Here is a 17,312-nt window from a genome sequence, read left to right on the forward strand (position 1 = left end):
GGGGGCCCGGCCGGATTCCCTGTCAAGCAGGGCGACAAGCCGGGAACGAGAACCGGGTGCGTCCGGCGACCGGGCACCGGGAACCGGCCGGGAAAGGCGTACGCCCCCGCCGCAACGGGCAGGGGCGTACACCGGGTGCCGGAGTCACAAAGCGCCGGCGCGCCGGGCCGGGTACAGGGCCGGCCGCACCGGGCGGTCGCAGCCCGCCGGGGGCGGATCCGGGCACGTCCGGTCGGCCAACGGCACCACCCGCGCGCCCTCCCCCGCGTGCGCGAGGACACCGAAGCGGATCAGCTCCGGGACCCGGAAAGTGGCCGAGTTGCCCGGCGGACCGCCGGCGAGGACAAGGACGTGCCGGTCCAGCAGCCGGCCCACGACCGACTGGGCGCTCCAGGTGTCGAGTTCCAGCACCTGCTTGACCTGTTCCGTGCCGAAGGGGCCGGGGCCCGCCGTGGCGAGCAGGAACACCGACCTGCGCAGCCAGGGCGCGAGCCGGGCCAGGGCGCTGTCCGCCCGCGCCAGCGCGGCGCAGGCCTCGTCCTGAAGCTCGGCGACCAGCCGGTCGTCGTCGAGCAGGCCGGCGGCCAGGTCCGCGAGCGTCCACATGGGACGGGCCGCGTACATCTCGCCGACGGCACGCAGCATGAACGGATGGTTTCCCATGCGGGCGACTATGTGCTCGAGCGCCGTGCGGTCCCCGGCGATGCGCTCCTCGCCGACCAGCCGGCCGAAGAACGAGGCCGCGTCCTCGGCGCCGAGCGGCCCGAGGGCCAGGCGCCGGGCGCCGGGCAGCCCGGACAGCCGGACCCGCGAGGTCACCAAGGTCAGGCAGGCGGCGCCGCCGGGCAGCAGCGGGAGCACCTGGTCGGTACCGGCGGCGTCGTCGAGCAGCACTAGCAGGGACCGTTCCCGGGCGGCGGCCCGGAAGAGCGCGGCGAGCCCCTCGGTGTCCTCGGGCTGCCGTGGCCGGCCGATGCCGAGTCCGTCGAGCAGGGACCGCAGGACGGTCTCGGGGGTGCGCGGCCGGTCGGATCCGTCGTGCAGGGACGCGTACAGCAGCCCATCGGGGAACCGTCCGGCCAGCGTGCGGGCCGCCCGCACGGCGAGCGCGGTCTTGCCGACGCCCGCCGGCCCGAGCAGGGTGATCACCTGGGGACCGGGCGCGTCGAAGCGCTCGGTGATCTGCCTCAGTTCCTCCTCCCGGCCCACGAAGTCACCAGTGTCCAAGGGGAGTTGGTCCACCGCGGGGCGGCAGGGCGCGGGCGGCGGTGTCGTGCGCGCCGTACGCCGTACCGCCACCTGCTCCGGCGCCGCGGCCGAGGGCAGCACCTCGCGCAGGACGTCCTGCTGGAGCTTGCGAAGCCGTTCGGACGGCTCGATGCCCAGCTTGTCCACCAACCGCTGCCGCAGCCGCAGATACGCGTCGAGGGCCGTACTGCGCTGTCCGGACCGGTTCGCGGCGATCATCAGCTGCGCGGTGAACCGCTCGTCGAGCGGATGATCCACGGTGAGCCGGCGCAGCTCCGCCACCAGCGCCTGGTGACGGCCGAGTTGCAGATCCGCCTCGATGCGCAGCTCCAGCGCGCCGAGCCGGGCCTCGCCGATCTGCGCGATCCGCGCGGTCAGCAGCGGACCGGCCTCCAGGCCGGCGAACGGCTCTCCGCGCCACAGCGCGAGCCCTTCGCGCAGCAGCTGGGCGGCGTCCTCGGGCGCGCCGGAGCCGAGCGCCGTGCGGGCGCGGGCCACGCGCTGCTCGAACTCCCAGAGGTCCAGCTCCCCCGGACGGGCCGTCAGCCGGTAGCCGCCGGGTCCGGTCTCCAGGCGTTCCTCGGAGCCGGTCGTGCTGCCCTTGAGGACCTGACGCAGCTGGTAGATGTAGGTCTGCACGGTCTTGCGGGCGAGCCGGGGCGGTTCCCCGTCCCACAGATCCTCGACGAGGGCCTGGGTGGACACCAGGCGGTTGGCGTCCAGCAGCAGTACGGCCATGGCCCGCCGCGCCATCGGCGCCGTGAGAGTGCGCCGCTCGCCCCCCACGTGGACCTCCAGGGGGCCGAGCACCTTGATACGCAGGCCCTGCGTGTCCCCGGCGGCTTCGCGGGCCGCGGGGGCCGCCGTCAGGCCGCTGCTCATGGGCCTCATGGCGTCCTCCCCCGGTTCGGGGCCGAGGCCCGGTCCGGTACGGTCCCGCTCGCCGCCGCGCTGTGGTGCGTTACCGGTGCGGCGGGCAGCAGCGGGCCGGGGGAGGACACCTCCGGCGGCAGTCCGCCGGGCACGAGCAGGCCGAGGAAGTGCTCGACCGCTCCGTAGCGCGCCGTCTTGGCGGCGTTCGTACCCGCGGTCATGAGGGGGCTCCGCAGCGCTCGGCGGATTCGGTGTGGAGACGGTGCTCCGCGGCGCGCCGCTCTTTGCGGAACTCGCTGGGAGTGACGCCGTAACGGCTGCGGAAGAGACGGCTGAAGTGGGACGCCCCGTACAGGCCGGCCCGTTCGCCGATCAGGGCGACGGGCAGGTGGTCGAGGGAGGGGTCGGCCAGTTCCGACCGACAGCGCGCCAGCCGCTCGTCGCGGATCCAGCGGGCCGGGCTGACGCCGTATTCCTGGAAGATCTTCTGCAGGTAGCGAAGGGAGATGTTGTGCCGGCGGGCGATCTCCACGGGGCTCAGGTCGGGCTCCGCTAACCGCTTGCGCGCATGGGCCTGGATCCGCAGCATCAGAGCCTGGCGGGCGTCCTCGCCGTCCGCGGCGACCTCGCGCATCCGCTCGACGAAGAGCACCGCGGTCAGTCCGGCGACGCTGCCCCCGAGCAGATCGACGGCCGTCTCCACTTCCTCGCCGTGTCGGTCCAGGCCTTCGAGTAAGCTGCTCAGAAGGGCCGCGGCCCCCTGGTCGCCGCTCCAGGCGAGGGCGGTCAGCTGCCGGGTGTCGGCGGCGGTGAGGCCGACGAGCGAGTGCGGCACCATGACGTCGACCATGCGGAACTTCTCCGGCATGATCACCTTGAACGGGCGGCCGGTGTCGAAGCATATGAGCTGCGGCGGGCGTATCGCCGCGTGGCGGCCGTCCTGGAACACCCACACCTCGCCGTCCAGCGGCCGGCACATGCGCAACCGGGGCTGCTCCCTGTCGTCTATCTGCCGACCGGACCGGACGAGCTCCCTGGGACCCCCCTGGACCAGCGAGACGGTCACCTCGCCGAAGCGGTGGCGCACCGCCGTCCCGTCCAGAACTTCCTCGTGACTTTTGACGATCTGCACTCCGCCGCCCCCGGTCGGCGGATCGATTGAGCACGTGCGCGCCTGGCGAGGTTTCACCCCGCTGACACTGTGCATGACTTACCCCCTGTTTGGCACGAGCTTTCGATCGAGCCATGACAGAAAAACATACCGGCATGCAGGTTTGCTACTTTGATCAAGATGTGGGCGCGCCGGGCGCGGGAAGGGTGGCGGGCCGGTGGCGAGTTCCGGCCGAACTTCCCGCGCGCCGGTCCGTACGCCGGTTCGTGCGCCGGTTCGTGCGTCGGTTCGTGCGTCGGGGGGAGAGGGCTCAGGCGGCCTCGGCCATCGGCGGGCGGACGTCGGTGGGCACGGCACGGTCCCCGTACAACTCCGCGACCTGGAAGGCGAGATCGAGCGCCTGGTAGCGGTTGAGCCGTGGGTCGCAGGCCGTCTGGTAGCGCCGGTGCAGGTCGGTGAGACTGATCGGGTCCCCGCCTCCGACGCATTCGGTCACGTCGTCGCCGGTCAGCTCGATGTGGATGCCGCCCGGGTGGGTGCCCAGTGCGCGGTGCACCTCGAAGAAGCCCGTCACCTCGTCGAGCACGTCGTCGAAGCGGCGCGTCTTGTGGCCGCTGGCCGCCTCGAAGGTGTTGCCGTGCATCGGGTCGCAGATCCAGGCGATCGGTGCGTCCGCGGAGCCGGCCGCATCGACGAGTTCCGGCAGGACGTCGCGGACCTGGTCGCGGCCCATCCGGGTGATGAACGACAGACGTCCCGGCTCCCGTTCGGGGTCCAGCCTGTCGATGAGCGCGAGCACCTCGGCCCGGGTGACCGTCGGTCCCAGCTTGACGGCCACGGGATTGCGCACGCTCGCGGCGAACTCCACGTGCGCGCCGTCGAGTTGGCGAGTTCGCTCACCGATCCAGATGAAATGCCCCGAGGCGTCGTAGCGCTGCCCGGTGCGGGAGTCGGTCCGGGTCAGGGCCTGCTCGTAGTCGAGCAGGAGTGCCTCATGGCTGGAGTAGAACTCCGCCAAGTGGAGCTCGCTGGGGTCGGCGCCGCAGGCGGCGAGGAAGGCCAGCGTGCGGTCGATGTGCCGGGCGAGGTCCTCGTAGCGCGCGCCGATGGGAGAATTGGCGACGAAGTCCCGGTTCCACTCGTGTACTTGGCGCAGATCGGCGTACCCGCCGGTGACGTAGGCGCGGATGAGGTTCAGGGTGGCGGCGGAGGCGTGGTACATCCGCTTGAGGCGCTCCGGATCCGGCCGGCGGGCCTCGGCCGTGAACTCCAGGCCGTTGACCGCGTCGCCCCGGTAGACGGGCAGGGTGACCCCGCCGCGCACCTCGACCGCGCGGGAACGCGGCTTGGAGTACTGGCCGGCAATTCTGCCGATCTTCACCACCGGGACGGAGGAGGCATAGGTGAGGACGGCGGCCATCTGGAGCAGCGTCTTGACCTTGTCCCGCACCTGATCGGCGCTGATCCCGTCGAAGGTCTCGGCACAGTCGCCGCCCTGGAGCAGGAACGCCTCGCCCCTGGCCACCCGGGCGATGCGGTCCTTCAGCTGGTCGCACTCGCCGGCGAACACCAGCGGCGGGCAGGTCGCGAGTTCACCGAGGACGTCCCGCAGGGCGTCCGGGTCGGGCCAGTCGGGCTGCTGGGCGGCCGGAAGAAGGCGCCAGGTATCCACATCCGTCATGCGTTGATCAGCATTCATGTCGGGCTGAGCCTCACTCTTGTCCGGGAAGGGTTGGTTCGGCGATCGGTGCCGTGCGGGTCCGCGGACCACGAGTCCGCGGGTGCGGAGCGGCCCTCCCGCCGTCGCCGGCGCCCGCCTCGCCGGGGGATGTGCGAGAGGGAGCGGTCGGCGGGAGAGCCGCGGCCAGGGGAGTGCGGACGCGGGCCGAGCGGTGTCACGCGCGGGTCACGGCCCCCATACCCGGCCGATGTCCCGCTGTCCGGACCGTGTACGACCCCGGACTCACCGCGATGACGGCGACTCTACGGACGCCCCTGCGGACCCGGTTGCCGCGCCGCGCACCGACCCTTGCCGAATCACGCGCGATCGCCGTTCGTCCGGAACCCCCGCTTCGGCACGCGCGGAACCCGCCCATCTCTGCTGGGACCGCAGGCCGCAGGTCCGCGCACGACAACAGCGGTGCCGGCAAAGGGCGCTGGGCGGACCGGTCGGCCGGCCCGCTCCTGCCACTTTCACGCAGAATCTCTTGCCCGTTCGCGTCCGGGGGCCGTCCCCGTCACGCCGCCGGGCGAAGGTGAGGGGCGTATGGACACAGGGTCCCGCCGGAACCGAGGAGACATGAATGGCCCCGCACGGTGACGACGTACTGGTGACAGGTGTGGGTGCGGTGACGCCACTGGGAGCAACCGCCGCCGCGTCCTGGGACGGGCTGCTGGCCGGACGGTCGGGCGTCCGCGCGCTCGACGACGACTGGCCCGCGGATCTGCCCGTGCGCATCGCCGGTACCGTGGAGTCCGACCCGGCCGAGGCCCTCGGCCGCGTGCAGGCCCGCAAGCTGGACCGGGGCGAGCAACTGGCCGTGGTCGCCGCCCGCGAGGCATGGCTGGACGCGGGCCGCCCCGCGGTCGAACCGGAGCGGCTGGCCGTCGCGGTCGGCACCGGCATCGGCGGCGTGCTCAGCGCCCTGGGCCAGGACGACCTCTACGAGAGTTCGGGCATGCGGCGCCTGTCACCCTTCGCGGTGCCGATGCTGATGCCCAACGGACCGGCCGCGTGGGTCTCCATGGAACTGGGGGCCCGGGCCGGAGCCCGCACCCCGGTCAGCGCCTGTGCCTCCGGTGCGGAGTCCATCGCGCTGGGGCTGGACCTGATCCGGGCGGGCCGTGCGGACGTGGTGGTCGCCGGAGGCACCGAGGCCTGCTTGCACCCGTTCATGGTCGCGGCGTTCGCGCAGATGAAGGCGTTGTCCGTGCAGGACGGCGACCCGGCGGCCGTGTCCCGGCCGTTCGACGCGGCACGGTCCGGATTCGTGATCGCCGAGGGCGCGGCCCTGGTGGTGCTGGAACGCGCGGAGTTCGCCCGGGCGCGCGGGGCACGCGTCTACGGTGCGGTGGCGGGAGCGGCCGTGCACTCCAGCGCGTATCACATCACCGCGTCCGACGCGGAGGGCCAGGTGCAGGCGATGAGGACGGCGTTGGCCGACGCGGGCCTGACAGCACGGGACATCGGACACGTCCAGGCACACGCCACCTCCACCCCGAGCGGCGACCTCGCGGAGGCCGAAGCGCTGACGAAGGTCGTCGGCGAGGAGGCGGCGGTGACGGCTATCAAGTCCATGACAGGACACATGCTGGGCGCGTCCGGCGCGTTCGGCGCCGTCTCGGCGCTGCTGTCCCTGCACCACGGGGTCGTACCGGCGGTGCGCAACCTCCAGGAGCCGGATCCGGAGCTCCGCCTGGACCTGGTGCGGGGCGAGAACCGCACCGGCCGGTGGAACGCGGCCCTCGCGAACTCCTTCGGCTTCGGCGGCCACAACGTGAGCCTGGTCATGACGCACGCCGCCTGAGCCACGGACCTGGGAGACGACGGCCGAAGCTCCGCAACGCACGCAGGTGTGACCGCGGCTGTAGAGGGGAGAAAGTGCCTGGGCAGAGCCCGCCCCGGCCTCATGTCATCACATCGAGTGAATCTCTGGCCTTTACTTGCATGCCACAACCCACGGTTGCCAGTCTGTTGCTGTCTGTACAACCTGATGGGAGCGGCCAGTGACTTTCGGTGAGCAGCCGGCCTACCTGCGTGTCGCGGGTGATCTCCGCAAGAAGATCGTCGACGGTTCGCTGCCGCCCCACACCCGCCTGCCCTCCCAGGCCCGCATCCGCGAGGAGTACGGCGTCTCGGACACGGTCGCGTTGGAAGCCCGCAAGGTGCTGATGGCCGAGGGCCTGGTCGAGGGCCGCTCCGGCTCGGGGACGTACGTGCGCGAGCGGCCCGTGCCCCGGCGGGTCGCCCGCTCCGGGTTCCGCCCGTCCGGGGGAGCCACGCCCTTCCGGCAGGAGCAGGCCGACGCCTCGGCGCGCGGCACCTGGGAGTCCAGCAGCGAGCAGGCCGAGGCCGGTGCCGTCATCGCCGAGCGGCTCGCGGTCCAGCCCGGCGACCGGGTCATGCGCACCAAGTACCTGTTCCGGGAGTCCGGCGAGCCGATGATGCTCTCCACCTCCTGGGAGCCTCTCGCCCTCACCGGCCGCACGCCCGTGATGCTGCCCGAGGAGGGCCCGCTCGGCGGCATGGGCGTGGTCGAGCGCATGCGCGCCATCGACGTCATCGTGGACAACGTCACCGAGGAGGTCGGCGCCCGCCCCGGCCTCGCCGAGGAGCTGCACCTCCTGGGCGGCGTCCCGGGCCATGTGGTCGTCGTCGTCCAGCGCACGTACTACGCCTCGGGCCGACCGGTGGAGACGGCCGACGTCGTGATCCCGGCCGACCGCTACCGGGTCGCGTACCACCTGCCCGTGAAGTAGCGCACGCCATCGTGAGGTAGCGCACACCTGTACGGCGCGTACACCGGGCGTGCGGCCGTCCAGCCGGCCCCGTCCGCCGTTGCAATCCGGCCGTTTTCCCAGGTGACCCCCGGTGTACCCGGCATGCCCCGGACCCCGGGCAGCCTCGTGCGCCGGGGCGCGTTCGGCATCGTGCGCCCCTGACGTTCTGGCTGGTTGCGTACCTCTTTGTGAAAAGCCGTATTCGCTCCGTAAAGGTTGGGCGTACGCTCAGGCATATGCGTATTGCGGTTTCCTTGGGCGGGGTACGGCGGGGACCCGAGAGGGGAAGGGGCGATGGGGGCGGTGAGAGCCATGAGTGAGGGCACGGTCGCGTTGCCCTGGATCGTGATACGGCAGGACGACACCGGCAATCGCTACCGCGTCGGCCGGTACGCGACGCGGGCGGAGGCCCAGAAGATCGCCGACAGTCTCGACGACCGCGGCCACAAGCAGGTCTACTGGGTCGAACGCATCGGCCAGAACGATGACGGCGCGCGCAACTGAGCGGCCGTAGCGGGGATGGGGACAGCGCCCGGAACTGACCATCTGTGCGCTCCCGTAGGCTCCGTCGCATGACGGAACGGATCGTGGTGGTGGGAGCCGCCCTGCTCGACGAGGGCCGCCTGCTCGCCGCGCGCCGCAGCGCGCCCCCCGAACTGGCCGGACGCTGGGAGCTGCCCGGCGGCAAGGTCGAGCCGGGCGAGCTGTCCGAGGACGCCCTGGCACGCGAACTGCGCGAGGAACTCGGCGTCGACGCCGAGCCCGTCGAGCGCGTGCCGGGGGAGTGGCCCCTGAAGCCGCCGTACGTCCTGCACGTCTGGACCGCCCGGCTGCGCCCCGGCTCCGGCGCCCCGCAGCCCCTCCAGGACCACGACGAGCTGCGCTGGTTGACTCCGGCCGAGGTCTGGGACGTGGAGTGGCTGGACCAGGACGTGGCGGCGGTGCGGGAGATCGAGTCGCTGGCCGTGCTGCCGGCCGAGCGTGGGGGAGGGTGGGCCTAGGTCCTGTCGTCAAATTCCTGCCTGCCGCGCGACGCCTGGCACGCGCTCCCCCAGAGGGGGGACCCCCATCGTCGACTCCCTCCTCCGCCTTGCAGCTGCACGCACCAGACGCCGCGCGGCCCGCCCTCCGGGCGGACGACGGGAATTCGACGACAGGGACTGGGCCGGGGTGCTCGTGTCGGCTGTGCGGGGCGCCTCGTACGCCGTTCGTGCCACAGTGCGCCCTCCCGCGCGGTACTGCGACCCGAATATCGGGTATGTGCTCATTAACCCCACGAAACCGGACATGGGGTGGGCTCGCTGTCCTGGGAAGTGATCGGAGTGATCGACACCGAAGGCGCCGGCGCCGGCGCCGAGTGGGTCTTTCCCGCGGAAGCCGGAGCCGTGCGCACCGCGCGGGCCGCTGTCCGGAGCCAACTGCACGGCTGGGACCTCGACTGCCTCTCCGACCTGACGGCGCTGCTCGTCAGCGAGCTGGTCACCAACTCCCTGCGGCACGCCGCCGGCCCCATCGGCGTACGGCTCGTCCGCCCGGCCGGGCTCGAGGACACGCTGCGGGTGGAGGTCTCCGACCCGCTCCCGGACCTGCCGCGCGAGCGCCCCGCCCGCCCCGAGGACGAGGGCGGACGCGGACTGCAGCTCGTCGCGGGCTCCTCGCGCCGCTGGGGCACCCGTCCCGGCGCGACCGGAAAGACCGTCTGGTTCGAACTGGCGGTGCCCCGCTGATCCGGTAACGGGTGCCGCGGGGTGAGACGGGGGCAGAGCAGGGGCAGAGTGGGGGCACACCGGGGCACGGGGGGTGTACAGCGGCAACTTCGCCGTCCATCAGGCAAGCCGCGCGCTCGGTTCACGTTCAAGTGCGTGATTCGAGGGCGTGTTCCCTGGTTAGAAGACTGGAAGTGTTTCCATGGCACGGTCCGAAAAGCACCTGGACCGAGCTGTGATCGTGAACACCGTGTCGTGCGGCGCCGTAGTGCTGGATACTGCGGGCAGCCGCCTCCGGTGACCGGTACCGGATGCGGTGAGCTGGAGGGGACGGTTCGCGTGAGCGAGATACCAGCGAAGGCCACGGAGTCCGAGGACCCGTCGGGCGGCGCGAGGAACCAGGCGGCGGAGGCTGCCACGGTGCCTGGCGATGCCATGTGGCAGAGCAGTCCGCCCGGCTCGATCTACGACTACATCAAGGTCGCCTCCTTCTCCATCAGCCCCGGCGGCCTGGTCGAGCAGTGGTCGCTCCGTGCCGAGCAGATCTTCGGCATCCCGGCCGAACACGCCGTCGGAATGGACCCCATAGAGGCCTTCATCGACCCCGACCTGCGCGACCGCGGCCAGCGCAAGATGGCCGAGATCCTCGACGGGCGGGAGTGGACCGGGGTGGTGCCCTTCCGGATGCCGGACCGGCCCGACGGGACGCGCGGCGAGGAAGGGCTCGCCGAGGTCTACGTCATGCCCACCCGGACCGCCGAGGGCGACAAGGCCGCCGTGTGCATCGTCGTGGACGTCCGCACCCTGCGCAGCATCGAGACCGACCTCGCCGCCTCGCAGGCCATTTTCGGTCAATCCCCCTTCGGCTTCCTGCTGATCGACGCCGACCTCAGAGTCCGCCGTGCCAACAACCGCTTCGCCTCCATCTTCGGCGGAACCCCGGACGACCACCGGGGCAAGGGAGTTCACGACTATCTCCCGCGCAACGAGGCGGAGCGGGTTCTGGCCACGCTGCGGCGGGTGCTGGAGACCGGCGACTCCATCACCGACATGCATGTCACGGGCTTCGTGCCGGGCTCGGAGGAGCGGCGGCACTGGTCCATCAACCTCTACCGCGTGCACAGCGGCAGCGGCAGGCCCATCGGCATCGCCTGGCTCGGCACCGACATCACCTCCCGCCGCGCCGCCGCCCGCGAGGCAGCCGCCGCCCGCCGCAACCTCGCCCTGCTCAACGAGGCCGGTGCCCGTATCGGCAACTCCCTGGACCTGGAGACCACGGCCCGTGAACTCCTCGACGTGGTCGTCCCAGGCTTTTGCGACCTTGCCACCGTCGACCTCTACCAGGGGCTGCTGACCGGTGACGAGACCCCGCCGGGCCTCGCCGACGGCAGCGCCGCACTGCGCCGCGTCGCCTTCGCCAGCGCCGTCTCCGACCTTCCCTTCAACAGCTGCGCCGACCCCGTCCCGGTCGGCGCGATCCACCACTTCGCCTTCAACTCGCCCTGCGCGGACGCCCTGCGCACCGCCCGGCCGCGGTTCGATCCTCCCGAGGAGGGCGGCCTGGTGCACTCCGTGCTGGCCGTGCCGATGGTCGCCCACGACACCGTCGTGGGCCTCGCCCGGTTCGCGCGGACCAAGGGCAGCGAGCCGTTCGGCGACCGCGACCGGGACCTCGCCGTCGAGCTGGCGGCGCGCGCGGCCGTCTGCATCGACAACGCCCGCCTGTACCGGCGCGAACACGAACGCGCCCTGATACTGCAACGGTCCCTGCTCCCGCCCGGTGACCCCGAGGCCTCCGGCCTGGACATCGCCTGCCGTTATCTGCCCGGCAACGCGGCGACGGAGGTCGGCGGCGACTGGTTCGACGTCATCGAACTCCCGGGCCACCGCACCGCGTTGGTGGTGGGCGACGTCATGGGCCGCGGTCTACGCGCGGCGGTGGCGATGGGCGAACTGCGTACGGCAGTACGGACGCTGGCGCTGCTGGACCTGGAACCGGCGGAAGTCCTCTCCGCGTTGGACGAGATCGCGCGCGGCCTCGGCACCCCCGGGGGCGTCCAGCAGGCCACCCGCACCGCCAGCCGGCCCCGCACCGCCGACCTCTCCGAGGTGTACCTCGCCACCTGCGTGTACGCGGTCTACGACTCGGTCACCAGACGCTGTACGTTCGCCAACGCCGGCCATCTGCCCCCGGTGCTGGTGGAACCGGGTGAGCCGGCGCTGATGCTCGACGTGCCGCCGGGCATGCCGCTCGGCGTCGGCGGTGAGCCCTTCGAGGAGGTCGAGGTCGAACTCCCCGAGGGCGCGCTGCTCGCGCTGTACACCGACGGTCTGGTCGAGTCCCGCGACCATCCGCTCGACGAGGGCCTCCAGGCGTTCGTCGGGGCGCTCACCGACCCCTCCCGGCCCCTGGAGGACGTCTGCGACCACGTCCTCAACACCCTCGACACCCATCACGGCGAGGACGACATCGCCCTGCTGATGGCCCGGGTCCAGGGCCTGCCCGCCGAGTCCGTCGGCGACTGGACGCTGCCGCGCGAGCCGCGCAGCGTGGGCCGCGCCCGCGAGTACGCCCGCGCGCAGCTGCTCAGCTGGGATCTGGAGCCGCTGGTCGACACGACGGAACTGCTGGTCAGCGAGCTGGTGACCAACGCCCTGCGGTACGGCGAGGGAGACATCAGGCTACGGCTCCTCCTGGACCGCACACTGGTGTGCGAGGTCTGGGACTCCGGCCTGGTCCAGCCCCGCCGCCGCCGCGCCCGCGACACGGACGAGGGCGGCCGGGGGTTGCAGCTGGTCGGGCTGCTCAGCGCGGCGTGGGGCTCCCGGCGGACGCCTCGCGGCAAGACGGTGTGGTTCGAACTGCCGTTGCCCGGCGGGGAACACGGCCTCACCGACCCGGCGGAGGCGTTGCTGAGCCTCTTCTGAAGAGCCGACACGCCTTCGTGTGCCCCACATGGCCCTCCCTCCCCGGGGCCGACGGCGCCCATGTCGGAGTCCGAGAACGGGCCTGCGTTAATCGCTGGTGTGCAGCCTGGTGGCCCTTGTAGCTTGGCATCGCGACCGCGCCTCCGATGCGCTCGGCTGCGGCTACTTCCTTCTGACGACCAAGTGACGCCGCCGCCCCCTTTGATCTCGGCAGGCGCGGGCGCTCGCACCGTCGGACCTTCTGGCCGGGCCGTCCAATCCTTTGAATCCAGGGGGATTCGCTGCCTCGTTACACCCCACGCGTCTCCAAGATCTGGTCCGAGATGCTCGTGGCCCCGCATGTCTCGGCGGCCGCCCGCTCCCTGGCCCCACCACGGCTCCACCCCGGGCCCGCCAGGCCGGACTTCCGCACCTACGAGGGTGGCCCGGCCTTCGTCCGGGAGCCCCGCGAGGAGCTCTTCCTCCTTGCGGTCGGCAACTTCGTCTCCCAGCGGACCTTTTACGAGAGCGGTGAGGAGCGGGACGACCGGTACGCCCGTCTCGTCGGTGAACTCGCTGTCCAGGACCCCGCGTGGACGGCCGGCCTGCTGCGCTGGCTTCGCGGCGAGGGCAACATGCGCACGGCGTCCCTGGTGGGCGCCGCCGCGTATGTGCGGGCCAGGCTGGAGGCCGGGGCGTCCGGAGGTCCCTCCAACCGGTCCGTGATCGACTCGGTGCTCCAGCGCGCCGACGAGCCCGGCGAGCTGCTCGCCCACTGGATCTCGGTGTACGGGCGGAACGTTCCGCAGCCCGTGAAGCGGGGCATCGCCGACGGCGTACGCCGGCTGTACACGTCCCGGTCCCTGCTCAAGTACGACACCGCGTCCAAGGGCTTGCGCTTCGGCGACGTGCTCAACTTGGTGCACGCCTCCCCCAGCCCGGACAAGCCCTGGCAGGGCGCGCTCTTCCGGTACGCCCTGGACCGCCGCCACCACCCGGAGCAGGCGGTTCCGCCGGCCTCCGACCACCTGCTGACCGCCCACCGGGCGCTGATGGAGTCGGCTGCGGACGAGCGGCGGGCGGTGGTGACCGGGCCGGGCGGCTCCGAGCGGCTGGCCGCGGCGGGCATGACGTGGGAGGCCCTGGCGGGCTGGCTCCACGGACCGATGGACGCCGCCGTCTGGGAAGCCGTGATCCCCATGATGGCGCCGATGGCGCTCCTGCGGAACCTGCGGAACTTCGACGAGGCGGGGGTCTCGGACGAAGTCGCGGCCCGGGTCGCCGCACGGCTCTCGGACGCCACCGAGGTCGCCCGGTCCCGGCAGTTCCCCTTCCGGTACCTGGCTGCCCACCAGCACGCGCCGTCGCAGCGCTGGGCGGCCGCGCTGGAACGGGCACTGGGCCACTCGCTGGCCAACGTACCGTCCCTGCCCGGCCGGACTCTGATCCTGGTGGACCGGTCCGACTCCATGTTCTGGGACACCGTCTCCGAGCGGTCCAAGCTGACTCGGGCGGACGCGGCGGCAGTATTCGGCACCGCGCTGGCCATGCGTGCCGAGCAGGCGGATCTGGTGGAGTTCGGCTGGAGCAGCGCAGAGGTGCCGTTCGAGCCGGGCGAGCCGGTACTCGAGGTGCTGAAACGGTTCCACAGTCTCGGAGGCACCCACACCACGAAGGCGGTGCGGACCCATTACCGGGAGCACGACCGGGTCCTGATCGTCACCGACGAGCAGGCCGCCCCCTACGGCCCCGGCGGGCCGGCCGAACCGGTCCCGGCCGACATCCCGGTCTACACGTGGAACCTGGCGGGGTACCGGCCCGCCCACGGCCCCACGGGCCCCCACCGGCACACCTTCGGCGGCCTCACGGACGCCGCTTTCCGGATGGTCGGCCTCATCGAGGCCGGCCGCGAGGCCGCTTGGCCGTGGGCCGCTGAGCCGGCCTGATCCGAAAGAAACCGCCTAGCCGAGCCGCCGCCGCCCCCGGGTCTCCGGGCCGCCGAAACTCCCCGGTGGGCCGCCGTCCGGTTCCTCGGCGAGGAGTACTCCGCCGAGGATCGCGCCCGCGAGCCCGGTGGCGTGCCCGTCCGGGCCGGCGTACGGGTTCCCGTGCGCCCGTACGTCCCGTTCGGCCAGCTCGCGGGCGCGCCGGGCCACCGTGTCCGCCCGCTCGGCGTCCCCCGTGCCGAGCGCTCGTACCGCCTCCGCGAGCCGCGCCCGCGCCTCCGCCTCCACCGCCCCCCGGTGCACGGCGACGAAGTCCTCGGCCGCGCCGACCGTCTCGCGTGCCACGAGCAGCTCGGCGACGTCCAGCACACCCGAGCGCCCCATCTCCAGCCGCGCAATCGCCCGCGCGATCCGGCGCAGCGCGTCCAGCGGGTCGTACGGCCCCTTCGTCAACTCCTCGCGTACGGCGGCCAGTACACCGTCGGCGTGGGCGAGCCGCGCGTGCAGCTCGCCGGTGGCCAGCGAGGGCACCTCGCCCGTGCGGGCCGCCGCGATCCGCGCCTCCGCGCCGGTCAGCGCGGCCGGTACCAGCGCGGCGGCCTCCCGCAGCCGGTCGTCCAGCCGCTCCACCCCGCCCACAAGGATCCCGGCCTGGGCGATGGCGCCCTCGGCGGCGCGCAGCTGCCGGGCCGCCCGCGCGGCGTCCTCCGCGTCGTCGGCCTGGCGGGCCAGGTTGAGATGGGTGGTGGCGAACACCAGCCGGTCCTTGGCCTGTTCGACGTACCCGGTGACCGATCCGACCGCCGCCGGCGTGTACCGGTCGTGCAGCGCCGCGAGCGTGCCCTGGGCCGTCGCCGTCCGCGCCGTCAGCTCCCGGAACCGGGCCTCGGCGACCCCCAGCGCCTCGCCCACGCCCCGCTCCAGCCCGCGCAGTTCGTCCAGGTCCGGCGCCGCCGCGTCCAGCCGCCGCCCCGCCTCCGCGCACCGCCCGACCACGCCCACCAGGGCCTGCCGCCGGGCCGCCGGATCCTCGGGCACCCCCTCCTCGTACCGCCGCCAGATCGCGAACGCGGCCGACAGTTCGGTCTCCGCGGCCCGCACCGCGTGCTCGAACGGCTCGAGGTCCGCCGGCCCGAACCGCGCGGCCACGAAGGACAGTTCCTCCCGGCTGGTGTGCACACAGTCGTCGGCGAGGACCAGCGCGGCACGGGCCTGCCGCTCCGACTCGGCCGACGCGGGAGAAGGTGGCCGCACGGACACCGTGGCGGGAGTCGTCCGGGTCCGTATTCGACGGGTGCGCCGCAGGTACCCGTACCCGGCGAGCACCCCGGCCGCGCCGACCGCGACGAGCGGCATGATCAGGTCGGCCCCGGACGTCCCGTCCCCCCGTGCCTGGGCGGCACTCGCGACCGCCCCCGAGGGGGCCACGGGAACCGGATCATGGTCGTCGACCGTCATCACCGGCAACACCAGCCACCCGGTCCCGACCACGACACCCACCACGGCATGCGCCACCCGCACACGTATGTGCCCCTTGGCGCGCCGAGGTCGGCCCCGGATCAGGGAGGACGTCACATTTCGGAGCGTATGGGCGACCAACCGGCTCCGCGAGCGGTGCTGATACGGCTGGGGGACGAGCGGAACAGGGGGCGCAATGGACGACGGGACGACGGCCGGGAGCGGGGCGGACGACAAGGGCAGGGCTGAAGGCAGCGAGGGCAGGGCTGAGGCCGAGGGCGAGGTCACGGCGGACGGTGAGACCCGGGCCGACAGCGACGACCGGCCGGCGGACGGGACCGGAGACCGAAGAGCACAGCCGACCCCGGACCGCACCGGACCGAAGGCCGCCGACGGCGAGACCGCCCCACAAGGGCCACCCGCACCCGACGGCGAAAGCAGCACGTGTCGTGCGGGTGAGAGCGAAACCGCCGATGGCGAAGCCGAGGCGAACCGCCCCCGCCGACGCAGGCGCCGCCGCCGCACCCTCCTCGCCACCGCCTTCCTCCTCCTGCTCCTCCTCCCCCTCCTCGCCGCGGAAACAGCCCTCCGCATCAACTACACCGGCACCCCCGGACAGGGCACCCAGACCCGCCACCGCGATGCCCTCTGGCTCGGCCACGCCTGGGTGGACGGCCGTAAGACCGCCAAGGACGTCGACGCGCTGGCCCACCGTCTGAAAGACACCGGCATCCGAGACCTGTACGTCCACGCAGGCCCCCTGGAACACAACGGCACCCTCCCCAAGTCGGCGTACCCAAAGGCTCGTTGGCTGATAACGGCCCTGCACGGCACAGCGCCCGGCGTCCGCGTCCAGGCCTGGCTGGGCGACAAGCTGGCCACCGAGGGACCCGACGGACTACGGCTGGAACGCCCCGCCACCCGTGCCGCCGTCCTCGCCTCGGCCCGCGAGATCCTCGCCGCCGGATTCCAGGGCACCCACTTCGACCTGGAGCCCCTCCACTCCGGCGACCGCGACTATCTCGCCCTCCTCGACGACCTGCGCGCACTCACCCATGCCCGGCACGCCGTCCTCTCCGTCGCCGCCCACCAGATCGACCCGCTGCCCGCGTTCCACTCCTTCTGGGGCGCGACCACCGGCCACCCCAAGTGGTGGTCGCAGGCGTACTTCGGCCAGGTGGCCCGCCGCGTGGACCAGATCGCCGTCATGTCGTACGACACCATGCAGCCGCTGGAGAGCCTGTACGGCGGCTACGTCGCCCAGCAGACGAGCCTGGCCCTGGAGGTCACCCCGGACACCACCGACCTCCTGATGGGCCTGCCCTTCTACCACGAGAACCGTTTCGGCCACTGGGCACACGCCGAGACCGTCCCGGCTGCCGTACGCGGCGTCCGCCTCGGCCTGTCCCGCACCGACGCCGGCCGTGCCCGCTTCGGCGTCGCCCTGTACGCGGACTTCGCGGCCACGGAGGCGGACTGGCAGGCGTACCGGGAGGACTGGTGCGCCTGACTCCATCGGAGTCCATCGGAGTCCATCCCTGACGCAATCCATACGCGCCATCG

13 protein-coding genes are annotated in these 17,312 nt (G+C 72.7%); 8 read left to right on the top strand and 5 right to left on the bottom strand.

The annotated features are described in order from the left end of the window. Positions 1-144: 144 nt before the first annotated feature. From ACWD3E_RS24555 to ACWD3E_RS24570, 4 genes are all read right to left on the bottom strand, one after another. Entirely contained in the window at positions 145-2,139 is a 1,995-nt protein-coding gene (locus ACWD3E_RS24555; RefSeq protein ID WP_451389708.1) for a BTAD domain-containing putative transcriptional regulator, read from the bottom strand. Then, positions 2,136-2,342: a hypothetical protein gene (locus ACWD3E_RS24560; protein WP_451389709.1), complete on the bottom strand. Its 207-nt coding sequence runs from the start codon at positions 2,340-2,342 to the stop codon at positions 2,136-2,138. The genes ACWD3E_RS24555 and ACWD3E_RS24560 overlap by 4 nt, the downstream gene beginning before the upstream one ends. Beyond that, the gene (locus tag ACWD3E_RS24565) at positions 2,339-3,253 is read right to left on the bottom strand and encodes a helix-turn-helix domain-containing protein (protein WP_451389710.1); all 915 of its coding nucleotides are present in this window, start codon (positions 3,251-3,253) and stop codon (positions 2,339-2,341) included. The genes ACWD3E_RS24560 and ACWD3E_RS24565 overlap by 4 nt, the downstream gene beginning before the upstream one ends. 289 nt (positions 3,254-3,542) lie before the next feature. Beyond that, positions 3,543-4,913: a class II 3-deoxy-7-phosphoheptulonate synthase gene (locus ACWD3E_RS24570; protein WP_451389711.1), complete on the bottom strand. Its 1,371-nt coding sequence runs from the start codon at positions 4,911-4,913 to the stop codon at positions 3,543-3,545. Between the two features lie 622 nt (positions 4,914-5,535). Here ACWD3E_RS24570 and ACWD3E_RS24575 point away from each other — a divergent pair. From ACWD3E_RS24575 to ACWD3E_RS24605, 7 genes are all read left to right on the top strand, one after another. Then, on the top strand, positions 5,536-6,759 hold the full coding sequence (locus ACWD3E_RS24575) for a beta-ketoacyl-[acyl-carrier-protein] synthase family protein (RefSeq protein WP_451389712.1): 1,224 nt from the start codon (positions 5,536-5,538) through the stop codon (positions 6,757-6,759). A gap of 199 nt (positions 6,760-6,958) precedes the next feature. Beyond that, a complete protein-coding gene (locus tag ACWD3E_RS24580) occupies positions 6,959-7,711 on the top strand; it encodes a GntR family transcriptional regulator (RefSeq protein ID WP_451389713.1) in 753 nt (250 codons plus the stop codon). Positions 7,712-8,044: 333 nt separating this feature from the next. Then, positions 8,045-8,236: an SPOR domain-containing protein gene (locus tag ACWD3E_RS24585; RefSeq protein WP_451389714.1), complete on the top strand. Its 192-nt coding sequence runs from the start codon at positions 8,045-8,047 to the stop codon at positions 8,234-8,236. Positions 8,237-8,304: 68 nt separating this feature from the next. Then, on the top strand, positions 8,305-8,733 hold the full coding sequence (locus ACWD3E_RS24590; RefSeq protein WP_451389715.1) for a (deoxy)nucleoside triphosphate pyrophosphohydrolase: 429 nt from the start codon (positions 8,305-8,307) through the stop codon (positions 8,731-8,733). Positions 8,734-9,024: 291 nt separating this feature from the next. Beyond that, positions 9,025-9,459 (top strand): ATP-binding protein, encoded by a 435-nt coding sequence (locus ACWD3E_RS24595; protein ID WP_451389716.1) that lies wholly within the window; start codon positions 9,025-9,027, stop codon positions 9,457-9,459. Positions 9,460-9,777: 318 nt separating this feature from the next. Further along, complete coding sequence (locus tag ACWD3E_RS24600) at positions 9,778-12,366, top strand: SpoIIE family protein phosphatase (RefSeq protein WP_451389717.1); 2,589 nt, start codon at positions 9,778-9,780, stop codon at positions 12,364-12,366. A 323-nt stretch (positions 12,367-12,689) separates the two neighbouring features. Continuing rightward, the gene (locus ACWD3E_RS24605; RefSeq protein WP_451389718.1) at positions 12,690-14,291 is read left to right on the top strand and encodes a TROVE domain-containing protein; all 1,602 of its coding nucleotides are present in this window, start codon (positions 12,690-12,692) and stop codon (positions 14,289-14,291) included. A gap of 15 nt (positions 14,292-14,306) precedes the next feature. Here the strand turns inward: ACWD3E_RS24605 and ACWD3E_RS24610 are convergent, their stop codons facing one another. Beyond that, positions 14,307-15,866 (bottom strand): hypothetical protein, encoded by a 1,560-nt coding sequence (locus ACWD3E_RS24610; RefSeq protein WP_451389719.1) that lies wholly within the window; start codon positions 15,864-15,866, stop codon positions 14,307-14,309. Positions 15,867-15,945: 79 nt separating this feature from the next. Between ACWD3E_RS24610 and ACWD3E_RS24615 the strand changes: the two genes are divergently transcribed. After that, positions 15,946-17,259 (top strand): hypothetical protein, encoded by a 1,314-nt coding sequence (locus ACWD3E_RS24615; RefSeq protein WP_451389720.1) that lies wholly within the window; start codon positions 15,946-15,948, stop codon positions 17,257-17,259. The last annotated feature ends 53 nt before the right edge of the window (positions 17,260-17,312 follow it).

It is taken from the genome of Streptomyces sp. NPDC002676 (genome assembly GCF_053592455.1).

Excerpts from the sequence above, each read along its gene's own strand:
- ACWD3E_RS24555 (WP_451389708.1), bottom strand. The coding sequence starts at position 2,139 with ATGAGGCCCATGAGCAGCGGCCTGACGGCGGCCCCCGCGGCCCGCGAA.
- ACWD3E_RS24575 (WP_451389712.1), top strand. The coding sequence starts at position 5,536 with ATGGCCCCGCACGGTGACGACGTACTGGTGACAGGTGTGGGTGCGGTG.
- ACWD3E_RS24570 (WP_451389711.1), bottom strand. The coding sequence starts at position 4,913 with ATGACGGATGTGGATACCTGGCGCCTTCTTCCGGCCGCCCAGCAGCCC.
- ACWD3E_RS24585 (WP_451389714.1), top strand. The coding sequence starts at position 8,045 with ATGAGTGAGGGCACGGTCGCGTTGCCCTGGATCGTGATACGGCAGGAC.
- ACWD3E_RS24615 (WP_451389720.1), top strand. The coding sequence starts at position 15,946 with ATGGACGACGGGACGACGGCCGGGAGCGGGGCGGACGACAAGGGCAGG.
- ACWD3E_RS24605 (WP_451389718.1), top strand. The coding sequence starts at position 12,690 with ATGCTCGTGGCCCCGCATGTCTCGGCGGCCGCCCGCTCCCTGGCCCCA.
- ACWD3E_RS24590 (WP_451389715.1), top strand. The coding sequence starts at position 8,305 with ATGACGGAACGGATCGTGGTGGTGGGAGCCGCCCTGCTCGACGAGGGC.
- ACWD3E_RS24560 (WP_451389709.1), bottom strand. The coding sequence starts at position 2,342 with ATGACCGCGGGTACGAACGCCGCCAAGACGGCGCGCTACGGAGCGGTC.